General features: G+C 53.1%; 26 protein-coding genes. 9 read left to right on the forward strand and 17 right to left on the reverse strand.

What is annotated here, in order from left to right:
- Positions 1-70: 70 nt before the first annotated feature.
- Positions 71-685 (reverse strand): superoxide dismutase SodA, encoded by a 615-nt coding sequence (gene sodA / locus GT3570_RS11920; protein ID WP_011231937.1) that lies wholly within the window; start codon positions 683-685, stop codon positions 71-73.
- A 202-nt stretch (positions 686-887) separates the two neighbouring features.
- Between sodA and GT3570_RS19160 the strand changes: the two genes are divergently transcribed.
- The 3 genes from GT3570_RS19160 (at position 888) to GT3570_RS11935 (ending at position 2,606) form a co-directional block, all read left to right on the forward strand.
- A complete protein-coding gene (locus GT3570_RS19160; RefSeq protein ID WP_062898816.1) occupies positions 888-1,397 on the forward strand; it encodes a hypothetical protein in 510 nt (169 codons plus the stop codon).
- Positions 1,361-1,738, forward strand: coding sequence for a methyl-accepting chemotaxis protein (locus GT3570_RS19165; RefSeq protein WP_011231939.1), 378 nt, complete (start codon positions 1,361-1,363; stop codon positions 1,736-1,738). Before GT3570_RS19160 ends, GT3570_RS19165 begins: the two co-directional genes overlap by 37 nt.
- 94 nt (positions 1,739-1,832) lie before the next feature.
- Positions 1,833-2,606, forward strand: a complete 774-nt coding sequence (locus GT3570_RS11935; RefSeq protein ID WP_062898817.1) for a DUF1189 domain-containing protein — start codon at positions 1,833-1,835, stop codon at positions 2,604-2,606.
- 43 nt (positions 2,607-2,649) lie between these two features.
- On the opposite strand, the gene pstA is transcribed toward GT3570_RS11935, so the two are convergent.
- The 3 genes from pstA to GT3570_RS11950 form a co-directional block, all read right to left on the reverse strand.
- The gene (gene pstA, locus GT3570_RS11940; RefSeq protein WP_011231941.1) at positions 2,650-3,573 is read right to left on the reverse strand and encodes a phosphate ABC transporter permease PstA; all 924 of its coding nucleotides are present in this window, start codon (positions 3,571-3,573) and stop codon (positions 2,650-2,652) included.
- A gap of 1 nt (position 3,574) precedes the next feature.
- Complete coding sequence (gene pstC, locus GT3570_RS11945) at positions 3,575-4,462, reverse strand: phosphate ABC transporter permease subunit PstC (RefSeq protein WP_020278347.1); 888 nt, start codon at positions 4,460-4,462, stop codon at positions 3,575-3,577.
- Positions 4,463-4,527: 65 nt separating this feature from the next.
- Entirely contained in the window at positions 4,528-5,418 is an 891-nt protein-coding gene (locus GT3570_RS11950; RefSeq protein WP_011231943.1) for a phosphate ABC transporter substrate-binding protein PstS family protein, read from the reverse strand.
- 299 nt (positions 5,419-5,717) lie between these two features.
- Here GT3570_RS11950 and GT3570_RS11960 point away from each other — a divergent pair, with 299 nt between their 5' ends.
- Both GT3570_RS11960 and ispG read left to right on the forward strand, forming a co-directional pair.
- The gene (locus tag GT3570_RS11960; RefSeq protein WP_011231945.1) at positions 5,718-6,032 is read left to right on the forward strand and encodes a LysM peptidoglycan-binding domain-containing protein; all 315 of its coding nucleotides are present in this window, start codon (positions 5,718-5,720) and stop codon (positions 6,030-6,032) included.
- An 82-nt stretch (positions 6,033-6,114) separates the two neighbouring features.
- Positions 6,115-7,239: a flavodoxin-dependent (E)-4-hydroxy-3-methylbut-2-enyl-diphosphate synthase gene (gene ispG / locus GT3570_RS11965; RefSeq protein ID WP_062898818.1), complete on the forward strand. Its 1,125-nt coding sequence runs from the start codon at positions 6,115-6,117 to the stop codon at positions 7,237-7,239.
- Between the two features lie 57 nt (positions 7,240-7,296).
- Here the strand turns inward: ispG and GT3570_RS11970 are convergent, their stop codons facing one another.
- Entirely contained in the window at positions 7,297-7,644 is a 348-nt protein-coding gene (locus GT3570_RS11970) for a hypothetical protein (protein ID WP_011231947.1), read from the reverse strand.
- A 97-nt stretch (positions 7,645-7,741) separates the two neighbouring features.
- On the opposite strand from GT3570_RS11970, the gene GT3570_RS11975 reads away from it, so the two are divergent.
- Positions 7,742-8,308 carry a nucleotidase gene (locus tag GT3570_RS11975; RefSeq protein ID WP_011231948.1) on the forward strand — a complete coding sequence of 189 codons (567 nt, stop codon included), beginning with the start codon at positions 7,742-7,744 and terminating at the stop codon, positions 8,306-8,308.
- A 37-nt stretch (positions 8,309-8,345) separates the two neighbouring features.
- Here the strand turns inward: GT3570_RS11975 and GT3570_RS11980 are convergent, their stop codons facing one another.
- From GT3570_RS11980 to GT3570_RS11995, 4 genes are all read right to left on the reverse strand, one after another.
- Positions 8,346-8,765: a Fur family transcriptional regulator gene (locus GT3570_RS11980; protein WP_011231949.1), complete on the reverse strand. Its 420-nt coding sequence runs from the start codon at positions 8,763-8,765 to the stop codon at positions 8,346-8,348.
- Positions 8,762-9,595, reverse strand: a complete 834-nt coding sequence (locus tag GT3570_RS11985; RefSeq protein ID WP_011231950.1) for a metal ABC transporter permease — start codon at positions 9,593-9,595, stop codon at positions 8,762-8,764. The genes GT3570_RS11980 and GT3570_RS11985 overlap by 4 nt, the downstream gene beginning before the upstream one ends.
- Positions 9,596-9,620: 25 nt before the next feature.
- A complete protein-coding gene (locus tag GT3570_RS11990) occupies positions 9,621-10,388 on the reverse strand; it encodes a metal ABC transporter ATP-binding protein (protein WP_011231951.1) in 768 nt (255 codons plus the stop codon).
- Between the two features lie 82 nt (positions 10,389-10,470).
- On the reverse strand, positions 10,471-11,352 hold the full coding sequence (locus GT3570_RS11995) for a YitT family protein (RefSeq protein WP_011231952.1): 882 nt from the start codon (positions 11,350-11,352) through the stop codon (positions 10,471-10,473).
- Between the two features lie 95 nt (positions 11,353-11,447).
- Here GT3570_RS11995 and GT3570_RS12000 point away from each other — a divergent pair, with 95 nt between their 5' ends.
- Positions 11,448-11,708 carry a DUF2624 domain-containing protein gene (locus GT3570_RS12000; RefSeq protein WP_011231953.1) on the forward strand — a complete coding sequence of 87 codons (261 nt, stop codon included), beginning with the start codon at positions 11,448-11,450 and terminating at the stop codon, positions 11,706-11,708.
- A gap of 20 nt (positions 11,709-11,728) precedes the next feature.
- Here the strand turns inward: GT3570_RS12000 and GT3570_RS12005 are convergent, their stop codons facing one another.
- On the reverse strand, positions 11,729-12,628 hold the full coding sequence (locus tag GT3570_RS12005) for a deoxyribonuclease IV (protein ID WP_047758078.1): 900 nt from the start codon (positions 12,626-12,628) through the stop codon (positions 11,729-11,731).
- A gap of 41 nt (positions 12,629-12,669) precedes the next feature.
- Positions 12,670-13,980: a DEAD/DEAH box helicase gene (locus tag GT3570_RS12010; protein WP_023634658.1), complete on the reverse strand. Its 1,311-nt coding sequence runs from the start codon at positions 13,978-13,980 to the stop codon at positions 12,670-12,672.
- Positions 13,981-14,377: 397 nt separating this feature from the next.
- Between GT3570_RS12010 and vrrA the strand changes: the two genes are divergently transcribed.
- Both vrrA and GT3570_RS12020 read left to right on the forward strand, forming a co-directional pair.
- Positions 14,378-14,908, forward strand: a complete 531-nt coding sequence (gene vrrA, locus GT3570_RS12015) for a VrrA/YqfQ family protein (protein ID WP_011231956.1) — start codon at positions 14,378-14,380, stop codon at positions 14,906-14,908.
- Positions 14,909-15,029: 121 nt separating this feature from the next.
- Complete coding sequence (locus GT3570_RS12020; RefSeq protein WP_062898819.1) at positions 15,030-15,980, forward strand: 4-hydroxy-3-methylbut-2-enyl diphosphate reductase; 951 nt, start codon at positions 15,030-15,032, stop codon at positions 15,978-15,980.
- A gap of 81 nt (positions 15,981-16,061) precedes the next feature.
- On the opposite strand, the gene GT3570_RS12025 is transcribed toward GT3570_RS12020, so the two are convergent.
- The 6 genes from GT3570_RS12025 to dnaG form a co-directional block, all read right to left on the reverse strand.
- Positions 16,062-17,183, reverse strand: coding sequence for a Nif3-like dinuclear metal center hexameric protein (locus GT3570_RS12025; RefSeq protein WP_011231958.1), 1,122 nt, complete (start codon positions 17,181-17,183; stop codon positions 16,062-16,064).
- Complete coding sequence (locus GT3570_RS12030) at positions 17,180-17,884, reverse strand: tRNA (adenine(22)-N(1))-methyltransferase (RefSeq protein WP_023634656.1); 705 nt, start codon at positions 17,882-17,884, stop codon at positions 17,180-17,182. The genes GT3570_RS12025 and GT3570_RS12030 overlap by 4 nt, the downstream gene beginning before the upstream one ends.
- 144 nt (positions 17,885-18,028) lie before the next feature.
- A complete protein-coding gene (gene cccA, locus GT3570_RS12035) occupies positions 18,029-18,391 on the reverse strand; it encodes a cytochrome c550 (RefSeq protein ID WP_062898820.1) in 363 nt (120 codons plus the stop codon).
- 108 nt (positions 18,392-18,499) lie between these two features.
- Positions 18,500-19,015, reverse strand: coding sequence for a hypothetical protein (locus GT3570_RS12040; protein ID WP_042381086.1), 516 nt, complete (start codon positions 19,013-19,015; stop codon positions 18,500-18,502).
- A gap of 73 nt (positions 19,016-19,088) precedes the next feature.
- Positions 19,089-20,216, reverse strand: a complete 1,128-nt coding sequence (rpoD, locus tag GT3570_RS12045) for an RNA polymerase sigma factor RpoD (protein ID WP_011231962.1) — start codon at positions 20,214-20,216, stop codon at positions 19,089-19,091.
- Between the two features lie 34 nt (positions 20,217-20,250).
- Positions 20,251-22,047: a DNA primase gene (gene dnaG / locus GT3570_RS12050; RefSeq protein WP_062898821.1), complete on the reverse strand. Its 1,797-nt coding sequence runs from the start codon at positions 22,045-22,047 to the stop codon at positions 20,251-20,253.
- Positions 22,048-22,252: the final 205 nt, after the last annotated feature.

Consider the following 22,252-nt stretch of genomic DNA (forward strand, 5'->3'; position numbering starts at 1 on the left):
ACCGCTTCCTTTGCCTGCACCCTCCGTCGCTAAAAAAAGCGGGGCGTTTTGTTTCGCCCCGCTTTGTTGATTACTTCGCTTTCGCTTCGCTGTACCGTTTCGCCACTTCGTCCCAGTTGACAATGTTCCAGAATGCGGCAATGTATTCCGGACGGCGGTTTTGGTATTTCAAGTAGTACGCATGCTCCCAAACGTCCAAGCCGAGAATCGGCGTTTTGCCTTCCATGATCGGCGAGTCTTGGTTCGGCGTGCTCGTAATTTCCAGCTCGCCGTTGTTCACGACAAGCCATGCCCAGCCAGAACCGAAACGGCCGGCCGCTGCTTTCGAAAACTCGTCTTTAAACGCGGTGAAGCTGCCGAATTTTTTGTTGATCGCCTCAGCCAGCTCACCCGTCGGCTCACCGCCGCCATTTGGCGACAAAATCGTCCAGAAAAGCGAGTGGTTTGCATGACCGCCGCCGTTGTTGCGCACCGCCGTGCGAATGCTTTCCGGAAGGGCTTCCAAATTGCTGAGCAATTCTTCGAGCGATTTGTTTTGCAAATCCGGATGCCCTTCAAGCGCCGCATTCAAATTTGTAACGTATGTGTTATGGTGCTTCGTGTGGTGAATGTTCATCGTTTCTTTGTCGATGTGCGGCTCAAGCGCATCATACGGATACGGCAATGCTGGCAATTCAAATGGCATACCGATCTCCTCCTTTTTGATTTATGTACACGAACGCCAAAGCGTTCGCTTGAGATTAGCTTACCAAAGTTGGCACAATGTTTCAATCGATTTGCTTGTCCTCGCTTTTTGTTTACATATTTTCAACACACCGTTGACCGTTTCTTCATAATGACAAGCTATAGTATAAGGTAGCTTCCAGTTAAGGGGGAACTCAGCGAAAATGGAAACAAAGCGATCACGTTCTTTATGGAACGCCTTTCGACTTGAGACAATTGTCATGATGGCCATGGTGCTCACAACGACGTTGTCGGCCCTTGTCATCACCTCAATCAGCTATATTCAAGGGCGCCATTCAGCGATTCAGTCGATCCAACAACAGTTGCAGCTATCAAGCGAAACGATGGTTGAAAAAATTTCTATTTTAAAAGCGACAACGACCAATGAAGCGTTTTCTCAAAAACTGAATTATTCATTGACGTTAAATGAACGGAAATTCCACGCCTTACACCTTCATCCGGTGCAATTGATTGTAACGAAAACGGGAAGGGCGGTGGCAAAACGGCCATCCTCGCCTAACCAAACGCTGCCCGAACAGGTCGTGCGCGATATATTGAAAAAGAAGCAAGGTGTTTTGCATACAGACCAATGGCTGGCTGCATTTTCTAGTTCAAGTGATTTGCAAGGAGCCAAGATGTGCAAAGCCAAATCGAGGCCGCGGTTCAATCGATGAAAGAAAGCGCAAAACAACTCGATGAAACGAAAAAAACATTCACGGAAAGCCAACAAGCCTTTGAAGAAATCACCACAATGGTGTCGCATTCATCCGCACATACGCTGCAAATTTCAGAACAATTCGCCGCCATCGAGCGGCAAATCAGCGAAATGCGTGAACATATCGCAGAGATTGCCACCGTCGCCCAACAGATTGCTTCGTCGATGGAGCAAATTTCGAGTTTTACCGACGGCCAGCACAATGCCATGGCTGCCATTCGTTCCGAAGCCGATGCACTAAATGAACGGGTGTTGCAATGGCGCGCCTTGCTTGAAACCTTTCATTTGCCTTCTGACTAAAGCGGGAAGATGCCCGCTTTTTCTTTGTCTCAAGTTGAATTCTTCCTCTTTCCCGGCTACAATGGAAAAGGAGATAAAGAAAGGTGTGTCTGCGATGAACGTATTCGTCCAGCTGTGGAAAAGCTTATATTCTCCGAAAGACATCGCCCGCTTTCGATTTCAGGGAATTGGGAAAACGATCGGTTATTTGTTTTTGCTGACTTTGCTGTCCATTCTTCCGACGTTTTACTATGTCTCCTCGTCGCTCACTGAAGGCATCCGCACAACGAGCGCCTTATTGAATAACGAGTTGCCGCCGTTTTCGATTGAAAACGGCGAACTTCACTCGGAGGCGGCCACGCCGATTCATATTGATCAAGGCGGATTTACGATCATTTTTGACAGCACCGGCAAAGTGACGAGTGAGAACGTCGAGCAGTTTCCGAACGCCATCGCGCTCTTGAAGCATGAGGCCGTGCTCGTCGCCGGCCATCAGGCGCAGCATTACAGCTATGCCACGTTTCCGGATGTGACCATTACCGACGAAGACGTTCGCGCGTTCATCGCCGGTCTTCAGTCGCTTCTCCCTGTCCTCATCCCGCTTTTTGGGTTCGTTTTATACGTGCTCGCCTGCGCCGGGAAATTCATCAGCGTGTGCATCTTTGCCTTTTTCGGCCTGATTCTTGCCGGCGTGCTCGACAAAACGCTGCGCTACCGCCATACATGGGTGATGTCGGCTTACGCCATTACGCTGTCGACCGTCTTTTTCACCGTGATGGAAACGGTGCAAGCGGTCGTGCCCTACGGCGCGTTGATCCATTGGTTCGTTTCGCTTGTCGTTCTCTTTTTGGCAGTCAAGGAAGTGCCATCAGCCAAACGGGAAATATAAAAAAGCTGCCCTGCCTGTCGATGCAGGACAGCTTTTTTTGTGCTTACGCTGCTTTGCTTCTTTCTCCTCGTCCTCGACGCGCGCGCCGCCCCCCGGAGAAATGCCGCGCAAGCAAGGAAGAAGCGAGCCGTGCAGCCAAATTGAATAAAAGAACGGCCACCATCAACACAGCCGCCGATTTGGCCGCGATCAGCTTCGCGTCTGGGACAATGCCTTCCGAATTCAATTTCCAAATATGCACCGTCAGCGTTTCGGCCGGCCGGAACACGTTCAGCGGGTTGGCCTGGCTGCCCCAATCCGCATCCCAACGAAGCATCGGAGTCGTCAGCCCAGCGGTATAAATGAAAACAGCCGCTTCGCCGAAAATGCGCCCAGCCGATAAAATGACGCCGGTGACAATTTGCGGGATGGCGGCCGGAAGCACCGCTTTGACCAACGTCTGCCAGCGCGTCGCTCCAAGGGCAAGACTCCCCTCTTTAATGTTGGCTGGAACATCCAAAATCGCCGTTTCGCAAATGCGCGTCAATCCAGGCAAATTGATGATCGTGACGGCTAACGCTCCGCCGAGCAGCGTATAGCCCCAACCCGTCAAGGTGACAAACGCCAACAATCCAAACAACCCGACGACAATCGACGGCAATGATGCCATCGTTTCCAAGCAAAGGCGAATGAACCCGACGATCCGCCCTTGTTTGGCGTATTCGGCCAAATAAATTCCAGCTCCCAACGAAAGCGGAACCGACAAAAGCAATGTCACAACCAACATATAAAATGAATTGATGAGCTGCGGACCAATGCCGCCGCCCGCTTGCGTATTGCTCGGCCGTCCGAACAGAAACTCAGGTTGCCAAAACCCCGCTCCTTTCGACAACACAACGGCAAAAAAGAACATGAGCAACCCGATGACTGCAGCAGCCACCGCATAGAAAATGCCTGTCCAAACTTTATCGATCATTCGCGCTGTCATCTTATCGCTCCTTTCTCGGGCCGACCAAACGGATCACGGCAATGAAGAAAAACGAGATCAAGAGCAAAATGAGCGCCAATGTCCATAACGCGTTGTTCCATGGTGTTCCGTTGATCGTATTTGCCATATCCATCGTCAATACACTTGTTAACGTCGCCGTCGGGCTGTCAAGGCCTGAAGGCAGCTTAATCGTATTGCCGATCACCATCTGCACAGCAAGCGCCTCGCCAAACGCCCGCGCCAAGCCGAGAACGACGCCGGTGGCAATCCCGGCTTTCGCCGCCGGAACGATGACGCGGGAAATCGCCTGCCAACGCGTAGAGCCAAGCCCGTATGATGCTTCCATATACGTCATCGGGACATTGGCCAAGGCGTCGGCCGCAATGCTGGTGATGGTCGGCAAAATCATCATACTAAGGACGATGATCCCCGCCAACAGACTAAAGCCGGAGCCTCCGAACCATTCGCGCAAGAGCGGAACGAGAATCGTCACCCCAAGCCAGCCATACACCACCGACGGAATGCCGACAAGCAGCTCCAGCACCGGCTTGAGCAACGAAACGAACCATTTGGGAGCGATAAAGTTCATGAAAATCGCCAACGCCAACGCGATCGGCGCACTGATCAACAAAGCGCCAAGCGAGACGAGCATCGAGCCAACAATAAAAATGAGCGCCCCATACTTCGGCGGCGTGCCGTTTGGATCCCATTGCATCGAAAGCAACATGTCGGAAAGCGAAAGACCGCTGTCCGTAAAGGACTGAATTCCCTTTACCGCCAAAAAGATGATCATCGTCACCGTAATCAGAACGATCAGCCAGCCGCAGATGACCGCAAACGTGCGGCCGATGTACTCTTCAAGCCAGCGATTCCGCCGTTTCGTATGCATTTGTTGCATGGCTTCATCCCTCCATTGTCAAAGGCCGGCCTAACGAGCCGGCCTTCCGCCCTTCTCTACTCCAATTCCGTCATCGGGATATACCCCATCTTTTTAACGGTCGGCGCAAATTCTTCGCTCTTGACAAAGTCGATAAACGCTCGCACTTCTTCCTTCGCTTCCCCTTTGGTAATCATGTATTCATACGACCAAAACGGGTACTTTTCCGTGCGGATGTTTTCCACCGTCGGTTCCGCGCCGTCAATTTTGACCGTTTTCAAGTTTTTCTTTTCCCCAATTAAATACGACATGGCTACATAGCTGACAGCGCCCGGCGTCGAGCTGATCGCCTGTTCGACCGCTCCGTTCGAATCTTGCACCGTACCGATGGAATCATCGATTTTTACGCCTTTCATGATCGTTTTCTCAAATGTCGCCCGCGTACCCGATGACGCCGGACGGTTGATCACGTGAATGGCTTCATCTGGTCCGCCGACTTCTTTCCAGTTTTTAATCTTTCCGCTGAAAATATCTTGAATTTGCTTCGTCGTTAAATTATCGACCTTCACATCGTCGTTGACCACAATCGCAAAGGCGATGCCGGCCACTTTATGGTCAACAAGCTCTGACGCTTTCGATTTGTCGTCCAGCTTCTCCGCCGCCGGCACATCCGAGTTGCCGATTTGCACGGCGCCGGCTGCCACTTGGTTGACGCCCGTACCGCTGCCGCCGCCTTGAACGGTGATCGATACGTCCGGATACTTTTCCATAAACGCGTTTGCCGCTTCCTCTGCCAGCGGCTGAAGCGCTGTAGATCCCGCTAGTGCAATGGTGCCGGAGTAGGTTTCTTCTTTCTTTGCCGTTCCTTCATTGCCGCCCGCGTTGTTCTTTTCAGTCTGCCCGCAGCCGGCCAAAACGCCGGTCATCAACAAGGCGGCCAATCCCAATTTGACTCGTTTGCTCCACATTCAGAAATCCCCCCGTTTTGTTTTCGTACTTTCAACGTACAAGACCATTGTAGCGAGACATTGTTAGGCCCTTATAAAGCAGTTGTTAAGTTTCTGTAAAGACAAAAAACAGGAATATTTTCAAAAAGCCGTCAAGCGAGCCTTGAAGGCAAAGAAGAACGGTGATGCCGTTTTTCAAATTGGAGACATTCTTTTGTTGAAGTGTTTTCCTCATGAACTCAACGACCTTGCTAAGGAAGACATATTTTCGCTGGACAAGCATACATATGAAATAGATATACGCATGCGGAGGAAGCGTCATGAAAAAATTCATTTTTCTCCTGCTTCTCTTTCTTTCCAGTTATATCGTTTACCGCGACCTTGTCATCGGAACGCTTCACCCTTCATCTGAAACAGCGGCAGCCGTTGTCCAGTCGAAACAGGCGGCCATCCCGTACCGGACGGTGACCATTCGCCCTGGCGATACGTTGTTGTCCATCATCGAGAAAGAACTCAACGGTCCATTGCCCGTTCCGCTCGAGCAGCTGATCCGTGATTTTGAACGGTTAAATCCAGGCGAACATGCGCAAACATTAAAAATCGGGAAAACTTATAAAGTGCCGATCTATCGCTAACCGGCGAATCGCTTGTCAAACGGCGGATGGCACTGTTACAATAATGCAGAAAGCGACTTGAATGTTAAAGGAGCGAATTCCCGTGGGTGAAATCATCCATCGTTCAAAGACTCGGCCGGTCCGCGTCGGTCCGCTGACAATCGGCGGCAGCAACGAAGTCATCATTCAAAGCATGACGACGACAAAAACGCACGATGTCGAAGCGACGGTGGCGCAAATCCACCGCCTCGAGGAAGCGGGGTGCCAAATCGTCCGCGTCGCCTGCCCGGACGAGCGGGCGGCTGAGGCCATACCGGAAATCAAAAAGCGAATCAACATCCCGCTTGTCGCCGACATCCACTTTGACTATAAATTGGCGCTGAAAGCGATCGAAGGCGGCGTCGATAAAATCCGCATCAATCCAGGCAACATCGGGCGCCGCGAAAAAGTCGAAGCGGTCGTGAAAGCGGCGAAAGAGCGCGGCGTACCGATTCGCATCGGCGTCAACGCCGGATCGCTGGAAAAACGCATTTTAGAAAAATATGGATATCCAACAGCCGACGGCATGGTTGAGAGCGCCTTATATCATATCCGCGTTTTAGAAGAACTTGATTTTCACGATATTATCGTTTCGTTAAAGGCGTCCGACGTACGCCTCGCCATTGAAGCGTACGAAAAAGCGGCGCGCACGTTCGACTACCCGCTCCATGTCGGCATCACCGAAGCGGGAACGCTTTTTTCCGGCACGATCAAAAGCGCGGTTGGACTCGGCGCCATTTTAAGCAAAGGCATCGGCAATACGATCCGCGTTTCGTTAAGCGCCGACCCGGTTGAAGAGGTAAAAGTGGCGCGCGAAATTTTAAAAACGTTCGGACTCGCTTCCAATGCGGCGACGCTCATTTCCTGCCCGACGTGCGGGCGGATTGAGATCGATTTGATTCGCATCGCCAACGAAATCGAAGACTATATCGCCAAAATTCAAGCGCCGATCAAAGTCGCTGTGCTCGGATGCGCCGTCAATGGACCAGGGGAAGCACGGGAAGCCGACATCGGCATTGCCGGCGCCCGTGGCGAAGGCTTGTTGTTCCGCCACGGCAAAATCGTCCGAAAAGTACCCGAAGAGCAAATGGTGGAAGAGCTGAAAAAAGAAATCGACAAGCTGGCGGAAGAATACTTTGCAAAGCAAAAGGAAAACAAAGCCGCTCTGAAAGGCAGCGCCGCCCAATGAGCGGAAGGTTCCTGCACAACGAGAAAGGGCGTCCCCGCTTGGGGACACCCTCGCTTTTTACGTATAAAACGGCATAATAAACAGGCGGACGAGAATAGCGATGACGCCGATGCCGATGGCCCACGCACCGAGCGTCTCTGCGCCGCGCCGGCGCGCGATAAACCCGACAATAATGCCGGCCGCCCCTAACAAAATCGGCCAAATAAACAAGGCGATGATGGACAGGGCCAAAGCGAGCCAGCCGAGCCCGGCGCCGTCCGCGCGTTCTTCGTCCCGTTCGTCGCCGCGGCGAATCGGTTCAGCGACTTCCGCCGCTGTTTCTTCCATAAAATTGCGTTCTGGTTCCTCTTTTCCGATCGATTGCACGTAACTTCCGTTATACGTGCGCTCGCGGTCGTCTGCCATATGCTTCCCTCGCTTTCCTAAAGTAAGAAGCATTATTAGTATGAGAAACCGGCGTTATTTTATCAGTGTGAATATTTTCTAACAGGAGGATGAAGCGGTGAAAAAACGGCTTGGCATCGACATTGACGGCACGGTGACATGTCCGAGCACGTTCATTCCGTATTTAAACGAAGCATTCGGCAAAGAGCTCGCATTAAACGACATTACGCAATACAATTTGGCGCCGTTATACGGCGTGGCGGAGGAAGAAATGGACCGCTGGCTTGAGGAAAACGAAGCGGATATTTATGAAAGGGCTCCGCTTGCCCGCTATGCGCTTGAGGTGATTGACAGCTGGAAAGACAAATACGAGCTGTATTACATCAGCGCCCGTGGCCGCCATTTGTACGATCTCACCGAGCGCTGGTTCCGGCGGCACGGCGTCCATTACCACCATATTGATCTGATTGGGTCGCACGACAAAATCGCCGCCGTCCGCCAATATAAGCTGTCGGCCTTCTTTGAAGACAAGTACGATAATGCCTGCGAAATCGCCGAAACATGCGGCATTCCCGTCATTTTGTTTGACACTCCGTACAACCAAGGCCCGCTCCCCGAAAACGTCATCCGCGTCAATAACTGGCTTGAAGCAAAGCGAGAAATCGAACAGCGCCTCCGGCCATAAACAAGGGGCTGATCCAAAACGCGAATGCGTTTTGGGATCAGCCCCTCTGTTGACATTGCGGACATGTGCCGTAAATTTCAAACTTATGGTCCGTGATCTCATACCCATCGAGCTGCGCCGCAAGCCCATCCATCGGACAAGCGTCAATCTTCTTCGTTTTTCCGCACTGGATGCAAATGAAATGATGGTGGTGGCGGCGGGCGCCGCAGGCAAAACGGAAATGTTTCTCCCCGGAAAGCTCGGTCATTTCCAAAATGCCAAGCAGCGCAAAGAGCGACAAATTGCGGTACACGGTATCAACGCTCAAGCCCGGATAGACGGGACGGAGCGCTTCAAGCACGTCTTTGGCCGTCAAGTATTTGTCGCTTTCGGCAAACAACTCAAGCATTTGTCTCCGTTTTTCCGTATATTTAAATCCTTTCTCTTTCATCAACTGCAACGCTTCATCGATATTCATCGCTGCCGCCCCCTTTTCCATCCGAGTGCGAAAAGCAAAATGACAACCGCTGCGATGACGATCGTTCCACCCGGCGCCCAGTCTAGCTCATACGCCGCCCAAAGCCCGGCGATGACGGCCAGCTCCCCGAACAAAATCGAAAGCCCGATCATCTGTTTAAAACTTTTGGCGATGCGGATGCTCGCCGCCACCGGCAGCGTCATGAGCGACGAGATGAGGAGCACGCCGACGATGCGCATCGATGCAGCAATGACGAGCGCAACAAGCACAATAAACAAAAAATGGATCAATGTGGTGCGAACGCCGGAGACACGGGCGTATTCCTCGTCAAAGGAAAGAAGAAACAGCTCTTTGTAAAACGTCAAAATCACTATCGCGGCAGCTGCGGCGACAGCAAACGCTGTCCAAACGTCAGCACGGCTGACGGCGCTGACGCTGCCGAATAAATACGAAAACAAATCGGTCGTAAACCCGTTGGCCATCGAAATGAAAATGACGCTCAAGCCAAGACCGGACGACAACACGATTGGAATCGCAAGCTCTTCATAATGCCGATACACAGCGCGCAGCTTTTCGATAAACAGCGACCCGACGACGGAAAACCCCATTCCGATGTAAAGCGGGTTCCAGCTCGCGGCCGCCGGCGCCGATGAACTGAGCAAGAGCCCGGCGGCAATGCCCGCAAGCGTCACATGACTCAATGCATCAGCGATGAGCGACAGCCGCCGAACGACAATAAAAACGCCGAGCAATGGCGCCGTAAAACCGGTCAAAACGCCGGCAACAAACGCATTGCGCAAAAATTCGTATTGCCAAATGGCTTCCCACACGTGTCATTCCTCCACCGTCACCGTTTCATTCCGCTCGTTCATGCTCGTGAGAGAGAACGTGGAGCGGATGGCCATAAAACTGCGAAATCGCCTCGTTGCCAAGATGTTCGAACTCTTCCGCCTTTCCATGGAAATAGAGGCGCTTGTTCAAACAGGCGATATCGGTCACCCGGTCCGTGATCGTCCCGATGTCATGCGTCACTAAGATAAGCGTTAAGCCGCGGCGGTTCAAGTCGCCGAGCAGTTCGTAAAATTCATGCACATGGCGCGCATCCACGCCGACCGTCGGCTCGTCTAAAATGAGCAAATCCGGCTTGCTCGCCAGTGCGCGGGCGATAAATACCCGTTGTTGCTGGCCGCCGGACAGCTCCGCGATATTGCGCTTTGCCAGGCCGCTCAACCCAACGGCCGCGAGCGCCGCTTCGACCGCACGGCGGTCTTCGTGTGTCAGCGGCCGAAATAAGCCGCGTTTGGCCGCCAACCCACTCGCCGCCACTTCCTCAACCGTCGCCGGAAAGCTGCGGTTGAAGCTGTTCGCTTTTTGCGACACGAAACCGATTCGATGCCATTCGCGAAACGATTCAATCGGCTCGCCGAACAAAAAAATGCGGCCGCTGTTCGGTTTTAACAAGCCGAGCACACATTTGAGCAGCGTCGATTTTCCCGAGCCGTTCGGGCCGACCAATCCTAAAAATGCCCCTTTCGGCACCGTTAAACTAACATGCTCAAGCACGTTCTCGTTTTCATAGCGGAACGACACATCCTCAATTTGCACAACAAGCCCATTTTCCATGGCGGTTCTCCCTTGCTAATTCAGAATCATTCCGATTTGCTTCACTATGCAAGTATACCCCACCATCCGCGTTTTGTAAACCTCAATGAATCGCTGATTTAAAGCGGGCGCCGCGCACTTCATGCGTCGGCATAATGGTGATGAACGCATCCGGGTCGATTTCATTGACGATCGATTTTAGTTTTGTCACTTCCAAGCGCGTGACGACTGCATAAATGATTTCCTTTTGCTCGTCCGTATATCCGCCTTTGCCGAGCAATTTCGTCGTCCCGCGGCCGAGCCGGTGCAAAATGGCGTCGGAAATTTCCTCATAATGATCGGTCACAATAAAGGCCGCCCGCGTCTCGTCAAGCCCTTCAATGACCGCATCGATCGTTTTTGAGGCGATGTAGTACGTCATCACCGAATACATGGCTGGCTCGAGGCCAAACACAAACGCCGCCCAGCCAAAAATAAAAACGTTGACAAACATGACAAACTCGCCGACCGAAAACGGGATTCTTTTCGTCATCAAAATCCCCAAAATTTCCGTCCCATCGAGCGATCCGCCATGACGGATGACCAATCCGACGCCAAGACCGAGCGACAACCCGCCAAAAACGGTGGCTAAAATCGGCTCGGTCGTCAGCGGGGAAAGATGGTGAAACAGCCGTTCGGTGACGCCGAGGATCACGACGCCTAAAATCGTTGACAGCATGAACGTTTTTCCGATTTGCTTGTAGCCGAAATACATGAACGGGGCGTTTAAGAGGATGACGAGCGTGGCGAAATTGAACAGCCGCCATTCGTCCGGAGTCAAGTAGTCCAGAATCAGCGATATGCCAATGATGCCGCCGTCGATCATTTTGTTCGGAACGAGCAGCCGCTCGATGGCAAACGCCGCCAAAGAGGCGCCGATGGCGATCATCAACACCCGATACAACACATGGCCTAGCGGTTCTTTTTTATGCTGTTTTGACGCCAAACTACCACCCTTTCCCTTTTTGTTTTTTCTATTATACCATACACGCCTTTTCCATTCACGTCATATGATGGAACAGAAGCAAGGAGGCGGCTGCGATGAACATTTACCAACAGCTTGTCAAGCAAAAATTAAAAACGATCACCCCGGAAGAACTCGTTGCGTACAGCCGAGAGTACGGCTTGCCCATCACGACAAGCCAAGCGAAACAAATTCTTCATCTCGCCCGGACGAACGACATTAACGTCTTTGACCCCGAGGAGCGGAAAAAATGGGTGCGAGAGTTAGCGAAAATCACCTCGCCGGACATCGCTCGAAAAGCGAACGAGCTATTTTTGAAATTCGTGCAAAAAAAATAAAAGGGCGCATAGCCCTTTTCTCATTCCGCCCCAGCGTTGATTTTTTCAAGCAACTGGTCATCGAACGACTGCGCCCGCAGCATGGCGATTTCGTGCTTGTACGGTGGTTTTTTGTTGTGTTTGTCCTCGCCCACGTATGGGGTTTCTAAAATTTTCGGAATATCCTCAAGCTGCGGGTGATGGACGATATAGTTGAGCGCAGCAAACCCGATATGGCCGAAACCGATGTTTTCATGGCGGTCTTTCCGGCTGCCGCGCGGGTTTTTGCTGTCGTTGATGTGCAGTACTTTCAGCCGCCCGAGACCGATGATCCGGTCAAACTCCTCAAGGACGCCGTCAAAATCGTTGACGATGTCATAGCCGGCGTCATGCGTATGGCATGTATCAAAGCAAACGGACAGCTTATCATTATAGGTGACGCCGTCGATAATGTACGCGAGCTCCTCAAACGTCCGCCCGCATTCCGACCCTTTGCCGGCCATCGTTTCTAGGGCGATTTGCACGTTCTGTTCGCGCGTCAACACTTCATTCAGTCCACGAATAATTTGGCGAAGTCCGGCTTCCACCCCTGCGCCGACGTGAGCGCCTGGATGGAGCACAAGCTGTTTGGCTCCAATGGCTTCCGTCCGCTCGATTTCCGCGCGCAAAAAGTCGACGCCCAGCGAAAACGTATCGAGATTGGTCGTATTGCCGATATTGATGATATACGGGGCGTGGACGACAATCTCTTCGATGCCGTGCGCTTGCATATGCTGGCGCCCGGCTTCGATGTTGAGCTCTTCAATCGACTTGCGCTTTGTGTTTTGCGGCGCCCCGGTGTAAATCATAAACGTGTTCGCTCCGTAGGAGGCCGCTTCCTCGCTGGCGGCCAGCAGCATTTTCTTTCCGCTCATGGAAACATGTGAACCGATTTTTAACATGTTCTTCTCTCCCTTTTCTTTGCGTTAAAGGCGGACGGCTATTATGATTTTTTGAAGCGGCCAAGCCGCTTTTTCTTCTTCTCCAGCTCCGCGCGCAACTTTTTTTTGTAGCCCGGCTTCACCTGCTTCGTTTTTTTCAGTTTGGCGAAAAGCAGCGCCAGTTCGTCATCCTTTTCGCCCGCCCGCTTGCTCCGCCGGTTCCACGGCGGCAGCTCCTTCCATTCGCCGCGCACGAAATCACGGTGGACAAACGAAATTCCCATTTTTTCCAACCGAGCAATCGCATCTTGGTCAGACGGCTCGTAAATCGTCGCCGCAATGCCGCTATAGCCAGCGCGCGCCGTCCGTCCGGCCCGGTGAATATAAAACTGCAGATCATCAGGCAACTCGTAGTTGATGACATGACTGACGCCTTCAATATCGATGCCGCGCGCCGCCAAATCGGTCGCGACGACATATTGAAACTCCAAATCGCGGATAAGATTCATCATCTTTCTCCGCTCGCGCGGCGTCAAATCGCCGTGCAGCACGCCGACTTTCAACCCTTGCTCAGCGAGACGGTCGGCGACCTCGTCAGCCATTTTCCTTGTGTTGACAAATACGATGGCCAAATACGGGTTGTAGCTGAGGAGCACATCACGGAGCAGTTTTGTTTTCTCGCGTCCACGCAGCGGGATGAGCACATGTTCGATGTTTTCGTTCGCCGTCCGCTTCGGGTCGACGTGGACAAAGGTCGGGTTTTCCATATATTTTTTCAAAAACGGCTTCAGCTTTTCCGGAATCGTCGCTGAAAAGACGAGCATTTGCAAGTCTTTCGGCATCCGGGCGGCGATTTGGTCGACATCAGTGATAAAGCCCATATCGAGCATCAAGTCAGCTTCATCGACGACAAGGATGTGGGCCGTATGCACATCAAGCGCCTGCTCGCGAATGAAATCGTTGATGCGCCCCGGCGTGCCGATGACAATATGCGGCTGCACGTTGAGCTTTTCGAGCGCTTTTTGCTTATCCGTCCCGCCGATCAAGCAACGGGCGACGATCATCCGATCTTTCGGGCAAAACTTCGTAATTTTCAGCGTTTCGTGATAAATTTGCGTCGCTAACTCGCGCGTCGGCGCCGTGATGACGGCTTGCACTTCGGCGCGTTCCGGCTTGATTTTTTCAATGATCGGCAATAAGTACGCATGTGTTTTTCCCGTTCCGGTTTGCGATTGGCCGACCATGCTTTCGCCGCGCAGCGCCCCCGGAATGATGCGCTCTTGAATTTCCGTCGGTTTATAAAAACGAAGCGTCTTGATCGCTTCGATGATAAACGGCTGAAATGAAAAACGAGTGAACTGCGTTTCTGTCATCAAGCACCACTCCCTTCTATGAAATAAATGCAACTGGAAGGTTTCCCATCTCGTTGGCCCAAAAGCGTGCCATCTATTTTTCCGACTGTCGGCGGCAAGCTTTGACGCGACGGAAGACGGAACAACCAACCGTTTCACAAATCCATGCATCGGTCTGGAAGCGGTATGGTTCGATCACCCGACAGTCGATCAAATACTGGCTGGCTCCATAAAAAAGCGTAAACGTGAACATTTTAAATGGCATATGGGCACCGCTTCGTCCGCTTCATCATTATAGCGAATCGCTGCCCCCTGCCGCAACTAAAGACGATCCTGCAACAAACCTTTCCCGCCTTGCCCGCATATTGTAGAAAGGAGGACATTCGTTCATCCGCACGACCGAAAGGAGGAAGCTGCTATGAGATACAGTCGGCCCCCGATGATGCCTTCTCCGTTTGCCGGAAGGCCGCCATCCCCGTTCGCCCGCATGCCGGCGCCGCCTTTTGGCCCCAGCGGCCCCGGCGGCTTCTTGGCCCGCTTGTTTTCGCGCGGGCAGCCGCCGGCTGCTGCATCGTCTCCGTGGGGGCTGCCGTTGCTGTCCAACGCCGCTAACACCGCCGCATCCAACACGGGCGGCGGCTTGGTTGGCATGTTAAACAACGTGCAAAAAATGCTTGGCATCGCACAAAACGTCATGCCGATGGTGCAACAGTATGGACCGCTCATCCGCAATCTTCCGGCGATGATCCGCATTTTCCGCGAGTTGAAACCGGCCGATGAAGGGGAAGGCGAAACAACGTCGGAAAGCGCACCGGCCAACGAAACGAAACAAAAGCCGGCCGCCAAGGCGCCAAAAAAACGCTCCGTTCCGCAGGCAAAGCGCGAAGAGCCGCAAGAAAAAGAAGCACCGGCCGCCCCGAAGCCTTCCAAGCCGAAACTGTATATCTAGTTTCTTTCCCCGCCCTAGCGCACCCGCTGTTTAGGGCGGTTATTCTTTGTCTTCTCCCCGGTGCTCCGATATAATGGAAGGTGAACAACCGCCGCACAACCGGCGGCAGGGAGGGAATATGATGGAAGTGATTAAAATTACCCCGCGCGGGTATTGCTACGGGGTGGTCGATGCAATGGTCATCGCCCGCAACGCGGCGTTGGACCCATCTTTGCCGCGTCCGATTTACATTCTCGGCATGATCGTCCATAATAAGCACGTCACGGACGCGTTTGCCGAAGAAGGCATCATCACGCTCGATGGAGAAAATCGTTTGGAAATTTTGGAAAAAATCAACCAGGGCACCGTCATTTTCACCGCCCACGGCGTCTCACCGGAAGTAAAAAAACGAGCGCTCGAAAAGGGACTTGTCACGATTGATGCGACATGCCCCGATGTGACAAAAACGCATCGGCTCATCGAACAAAAGCTCGCCGATGGCTACGATATTATCTATATCGGCAAAAAAGGACATCCGGAACCGGAAGGAGCGGTCGGCATCAATCCGGAAAGAATCCATCTTGTGGAAACCATTGATGATGTCGAACGGCTGTCCATTCACAATGAGCGCATCATGGTGACGAACCAAACGACGATGAGCCAATGGGACGTCGCCGACATCATGGCGAAAGTGAAAGAAAAATACCCGCACGTGGAAATGCATAAAGAAATTTGCCTGGCCACCCAGCTTCGACAAGAGGCGGTCGCTGAGCAGGCGAAGGAAGCCGATGTGACGATCGTCGTCGGCGACCCGCGCAGCAACAACTCGAACCGCCTCGCCCAAGTATCGGAAGAGATCGCCGGCACGAAGGCGTATCGCGTCGCTGATGTGACGGAAATCGACATCAACTGGATTAAAGATGCGAAAAAAGTCGCTGTCACCGCCGGCGCTTCCACCCCGACGCCGATTACGAAAGAAGTGATCGACTTTTTGGAGCAGTTTGACCCGAACGACCCATCGACATGGAAGAGGGAACGGAAAGTGCCGCTGCAAAAAATCTTGCCGAAAGTGAAAACAAAGAAAGAAGAGTGACGGTTGTTTCATCCATAAAGAGAGGCTGTCTTGGACAAACGGTTGAACCGCTCATCCAGGACAGCCTTTTTCGTTGGCCGTTCATACGAACTGAAACGGATCAGTATGGACGCTGGAAGCAACCACTTCTGCCTCCCATTGACGTTTCGAGAGCTCAGTGATTAAGTATCGGGCTACGCCTTCTTTCATGATTTTTTCTACATTATGTCCCGGATCAATGATGTGAAGGCCGAGCGCTTGGGCGTCATGGGCGGTGTGGTAATACACATCCCCTGTCACGTATACGTCCGCCCCGGCCGATGCGGCGGCAGCGACAAACTTATTCCCATCCCCGCCAAGCACCGCGACCGTTTGCACAAGATCATCCAGCCGGCCAACGACGCGCACCGCCGGAACGGAAAACGCCGTTTTCACCTGCTCGGCAAAAGCGCCAAGCGTCACCGGCTGCGGCAGCCGGCCAATGCGCCCGAGCCCGAAGCGGCGGCCTTCATTGTCAAGCGGATAGATATCATAGGCCACTTCCTCATACGGATGAACAGCCAGCATCGCCTGAATCGCTTCCCGTTCAAGAGAGGCCGGCACGATCGTTTCGATGCGCACTTCCTCAACTTCCTCGAGCCGCCCTTGCTCGCCGATGAACGGCCGCGCCCCTTCGTGCGGCAAAAACGTGCCGACGCCGCGGCTGTTGAACGTGCAATGGCTGTAGCGGCCGATATGCCCGGCGCCGGCATCGCCTAAGGCCTTCCGCACCACCTCAGCATGCGTCACCGGCACATAAACAACGAGCTTTTTCAACGGTTCGGTATACGTCGGCACAAGCACAGCCGTATCGTTTAAGCCGAGCGCCTCGGCAAGCCAATCGTTCAGACCGCCATCGGCCACATCCAAATTCGTATGGGCGGCGTACACCGCAATGTCATGCTTGATGCACGCGGCGATCATCCGCCCGTGCCCATCATCAGTCAGCAATTGCTTCAGCGGGCGGTACAGCGGCGGGTGGTGGGCGATGATTAAATCCACTTGCTGATCGATCGCTTCGACAACGACATCTTCGAGCACATCAAGAGCGATCATCACTTTTTTGACCGGCTTGTTTAGCGTCCCGATTTGCAGACCGATCCGATCCCCTTCCATCGCCAACTGTTTCGGAGCAAGCTGCTCAAGAAGCTGAATGATTTCATAGCCGTACGGAACGCGGCTCATAACAACGCCTCCTCCACCAATTGAACTTTTCTCTCCAGTTCACGCTTTTTCCGCTCAGCCGCTTCACTTTGCCCTTTGGCCGTCAAATCAGCGATGATCCGTTTCCAATTTTCAATCTCGCGCTTCCACTTTTCGCGGAACACCTCGCTGTTTTCCCGGCGCAAAAACGGTCCAAGGAGCAGCTCCGCCTCAAGATGTCGGTAAGGCCGTCGGGGGGCGCCAGGCTCGGCGACGAGTACTTCATAAATTTGCCCATCTTCTTTCAAAATGCGCTCAGCCACGAGCTCCCACCCATGATCAAGAAGCCAACGGCGAACAAGTTCCGCACCGATGTTCGGTTGCAAAATGAGCCGTTTGACACCGGCAAGCTTTTCCTTTCCGTCGCCCAAAATGCGGGCGATAAGCGCCCCACCCATGCCGGCGATCGTGATGCAGTCCGCCTCCCCCGGGGCAAGGACCGAAAGCCCATCCCCTTTGCGCACGGAAATGAGATGAGAAAGCCCGGACTTCTCGACTTGCTGCTGCGCTAGGCGGAACGGTCCGTCCGCCACCTCGCCGGCAATGGCTTTTGATGCGCAGCCGTGCAAGCAGGCATAGCAAGGCAAATACGCATGATCCGACCCGATGTCAGCAAGCACCGCCCCTTTTGGAATGAATGAGGCGACCGTTTCCAGCCGTTTCGACAGGCGAAATTCGTTCATAGCACCGCAATGGCAACCAACCTTCCGCCACCTGCAGCGCGAAGGCGGTTCGCCTTCCCCTCCTTTCCTCTCCAACACCGCGCGCCTCTATTGTACTAAACAAAACATCCCCTTGCCAAAAAGCAAAGGGATGTTCACCATCCATTATTTTAAACCGGCGAGCCATTTCGCCATGGCATCGGCTTTATCCGCCGGCACAAGCCCTGGCGGCATGTTGCCGCGCCCGTGTTGGATGACGTCTTTAATTTGGTCCATCGACAGCCGTTGCCCGACCCCTTTCAACGATGGACCGACGCCGCCTTCATAGTTTTGGCCGTGGCAGCTAGAACACGTTTGTTGGTAAAACTGTTCCGGATTGAATTCAGCCGTTTGTTCCGTTTTTTCGCCGCCTTTTTTCTCTTCGGCCATTTCCTTCGCATCGCCTAGCCCTTTAAACGACAAGACGAACGTCAGCACAATCCCGAATGCCATGATGATGAAAAACGGGATGAGCGGATTGCGGTTCATCTCTTTTACCTCCCTTATGTATAATGAAGAACGCTGCAAACAATTTTATTTTACTGTAAATAATGGACAAGGAAAAGCCCTAAGTTGCCGAAAAGGCAACAACACGCCTCAGCGCCACCAGATGGCGGCGGTTACAAGCAACACCCCGCTGACAGCGGCGAGCGAAAAGTAGCGAAGGTGAAGCAGGCGGCCGACAACAAACCAGAGAACACAGTTTCCGAGCACGACAGCTACTAGCGCACCCGTTTGCCTGGGAAAATACCGATCAACCTCAAGAATGGATGCCATAAGCAAAATCCAGGCGCTTCCGATGAGCGGAAAGTGAAGGAGCTCTCGCTTGTTCCGCCACCGCCAACAAAAGAACAAGCAGGCAGCCAAAAATAGGGCGAAAAGGAGCGTTTGCAAAACGAATGACAATTCAGTAAAATAAATGACAAGAGCAGCGGCTGGAAGCAATAAACAGAGACCAGCGGCGAGCGAGCTGCGCCACCGTCGTCCGTGCGAACGGGCGTCTCCTTCCGTGTACAACGCGAGCAAATAGTCGCAATAATGTTCCGGCAGAAGGCGCGAACGTTTCCAATATTCGATTTCTTGGATGATCGTTTCCCGTCGTTGCCGATTCATAGATAGACCACCTTTCCCATAAAGAAAGAAAAAATAGTTTACTTCCGAAGAAGTAAACTATCGAACAAACCGGTCACTCTAAAAAGTCTTTCAGCCGTTTGCTGCGGCTTGGATGACGCAGCTTGCGCAACGCTTTGGCTTCAATTTGACGGATGCGTTCGCGCGTCACGCCGAACACTTTGCCGACTTCTTCGAGCGTCCGCGTCCGTCCGTCGTCAAGCCCGAAGCGGAGACGCAGCACATTTTCCTCGCGATCCGTCAGCGTATCAAGCACATCTTCGAGCTGCTCTTTCAACAGCTCGTAAGCAGCGTGCTCGGATGGCGATGTCGCGTCTTGGTCTTCGATGAAATCGCCAAGATGCGAGTCATCTTCCTCGCCGATCGGCGTCTCGAGCGACACCGGTTCTTGAGCGATTTTCAAAATTTCCCGCACTTTTTCCGGTGTCAAATCCATTTCCTCGGCGATTTCTTCCGGCGTTGGTTCGCGCCCGAGGTCTTGGAGCAATTGCCGTTGGACGCGGATCAGTTTATTGATCGTTTCGACCATATGAACCGGGATGCGGATCGTCCGCGCCTGATCGGCGATCGCCCTTGTGATGGCTTGGCGGATCCACCAGGTCGCGTACGTGCTGAACTTGTAGCCTTTCCGATAGTCAAACTTTTCGACCGCCTTGATCAGCCCCATGTTCCCTTCTTGAATCAAATCAAGAAAGAGCATGCCGCGGCCGACATACCGTTTGGCGATGCTGACGACGAGGCGGAGGTTCGCTTCCGTCAGCCGGCGTTTCGCTTCTTCATCGCCTTGCTCGATCCGTTTCGCCAGCTCGATTTCTTCTTCCGCCGACAACAGCGGCACGCGGCCGATCTCCTTCAAGTACATGCGCACCGGGTCATTGATTTTGACGCCGGGAGGAACGGACAAGTCATTTAAGTCGAATTCTTCCTCTTTGGCCAAGTCGTCGATGTCCGGATCGGCTTCAAGGTCGGATTCGCTGATCACTTCAATGCCCTGCTCAGCGAGGTATTCATAATACTCATCCATCTGGTCGGAGTCCAAATCAAAGCCAGACAACCGCTCAGCGATTTCCTCATAGGTGAGGATCCCCCGCTTTTTGCCGAGCTCAGCGAGTTGCTCTTTCACTTGTTCAAGCGATTCGCCGGCAGCTTCAGCCTGCTTTGATTGGGCTGGTTTTTCAGCCATTTCATTACCTCCTTTAAAAACTCATACCACCATGCTATGAAGAAGATAACATTTTTTTCATCTCAATCATCTCTTTCGCGATGCGGGCGGCCGTCAAAAAGTCTTTTCTTCGCTCCGCTTCCGTCTTTTCTTGCTCTTTTTCCTTTAGCATTAACCATTTCGGGTGATTCAACACATGCCGGATGCAATCGGCAAGCTCCCGATCGGAAACGTCGTCTGCGACCAACAAAAGCGACAGCTCGCTCGCCAGCGTCCGCAACTCGCCGGGAAGCCGAGACATGAGCGCGCTGGGGTCGGCTTCATGCCCCTCTTCGTAAAAGGCGTAAATGTAAGCAGCCAACGCCCGATGCTCTTCGATATTAAATCGGCCGCCGACCTTCTCCTGAACGATGAACGCCACATCGCGGCTCCGCATCATATGGGCAAGCAGCAACCGCTCGGCATTTTGAAAGGCCGGAAGCAATTTTTTCGTCAATGCCGGCCGGACCGGTTTTCCGCCGTCATTCACCTGCGGCTTTGGCTGTTCCGGCTTGGAGCGGGACAACTGTTCGTAAAGCGCGGAGAGCGACAACGAAAACTCATCCGCAAGCTGGCGCATATAATAATCTTTTTCCACCGGGCTCGACAGCTTGCTGATTTCTCGGAGCGCTTCCTCGATATAACGGAGCCGGTCGCCTTCTTCCTGCAAATTTTTTCCCCGCCGCAAACGATCCATTTTAAACGCCATGAGCGGCCGGGCGGCGGCGATCTCTTCGGCAAAACGGTCGGCGCCGCAAGTGCGTATATATTCATCTGGATCCAGCCCGTCCGGGAGCAACGCTACCTTCACGCGGCACCCGAACGCGCTCAATTGTTCGGCGGCGCGCCAGGCGGCTTCCGTTCCGGCGCTGTCGCCGTCATAGCAAATCGTGACCGTTTCCGCATGGCGGCGCAAAATGCGTGCCTGCTCCTCGGTCAGCGACGTTCCCATCGTTGCCACCACATAGTCAACGCCGGCCTGCACGGCAGAGATGACATCGGCAAACCCTTCAACGAGCAGCGCCTCTTGACGCTTGCGGATTGACACGCGCGCCTCGTGAAAAAAATACAAAAGCGTGCCTTTGCGGAAAATCGGCGTTTCTGGGCTGTTCATGTACTTTGGTTGCCCGTCGCCGAGCAGACGGCCGGAAAAACCAACCGTCTCGCCGCGATGATCATGGATCGGAAACATAATCCGATTCCGGAAGCGGTCGACGTATCGCCCGTCTTCTTTTTTCACCAACAAGCCCGCCTTTTCCATCAACACCAACGGAAACGAACGGCTCTCCAGCAACCTGACGGCGGCATCAGGAACATCCGGCGCATAGCCGATTTCAAATCGGTCGATCGTTTCTTTTGTCCACCCGCGCACCTGCAAATAATCGAGCGCGGCTTGTCCTTCTTTTGTATGGACAAGCAAATGATGGTAAAATCGTTTCAACAACGTGTGTGCTTCGACCATCGCCTTCGCCTCGTCGGCCCGGCTGCCATCACTCCCGCGGCTGTCCAGCTCATAGGCGGACAAATCGATCCCTGCTTTGGCCGCAAGACGTTTCGCCGCTTCCACAAACGGAATGCCTTCGATATCCATTAAAAACGTAAAGGCATTCCCCCCTGCCCCGCAGCCGAAGCAGTGGAAAATTTGCTTTTCTGGGGAAACGGAAAACGATGGCGTCTTTTCTCCATGAAACGGGCATAAGCCAAAATAGTTGCGGCCTTGCTTTTTCAACTGGACGTATTCGCCAATGACGTCAACGATGTCAACGCCGCGGCGGATGGCTTCAATCGTTTCCTCGGGAATGCGATGTCCCATACGAACAACCCCGTATCGTATTTATTCTCGGCAGCAAGCCGATTTTCCTTTCCATTTCGACAAATTTTTTCAAAACGTTCGTTTCGCCCCCTTGCCCGTAAAGTCGGCTGGCTTGATCATCCGCTTCCCGCCCCTCAGCCCGCCGTCTGGACAAAGATTCATCAGAGCGGTGCATCTCGAAGATGCGCTTCGGTATATTATATTT

The sequence above is a fragment of the Geobacillus thermoleovorans genome (genome assembly GCF_001610955.1).
GTDB lineage: Bacteria > Bacillota > Bacilli > Bacillales > Anoxybacillaceae > Geobacillus > Geobacillus thermoleovorans.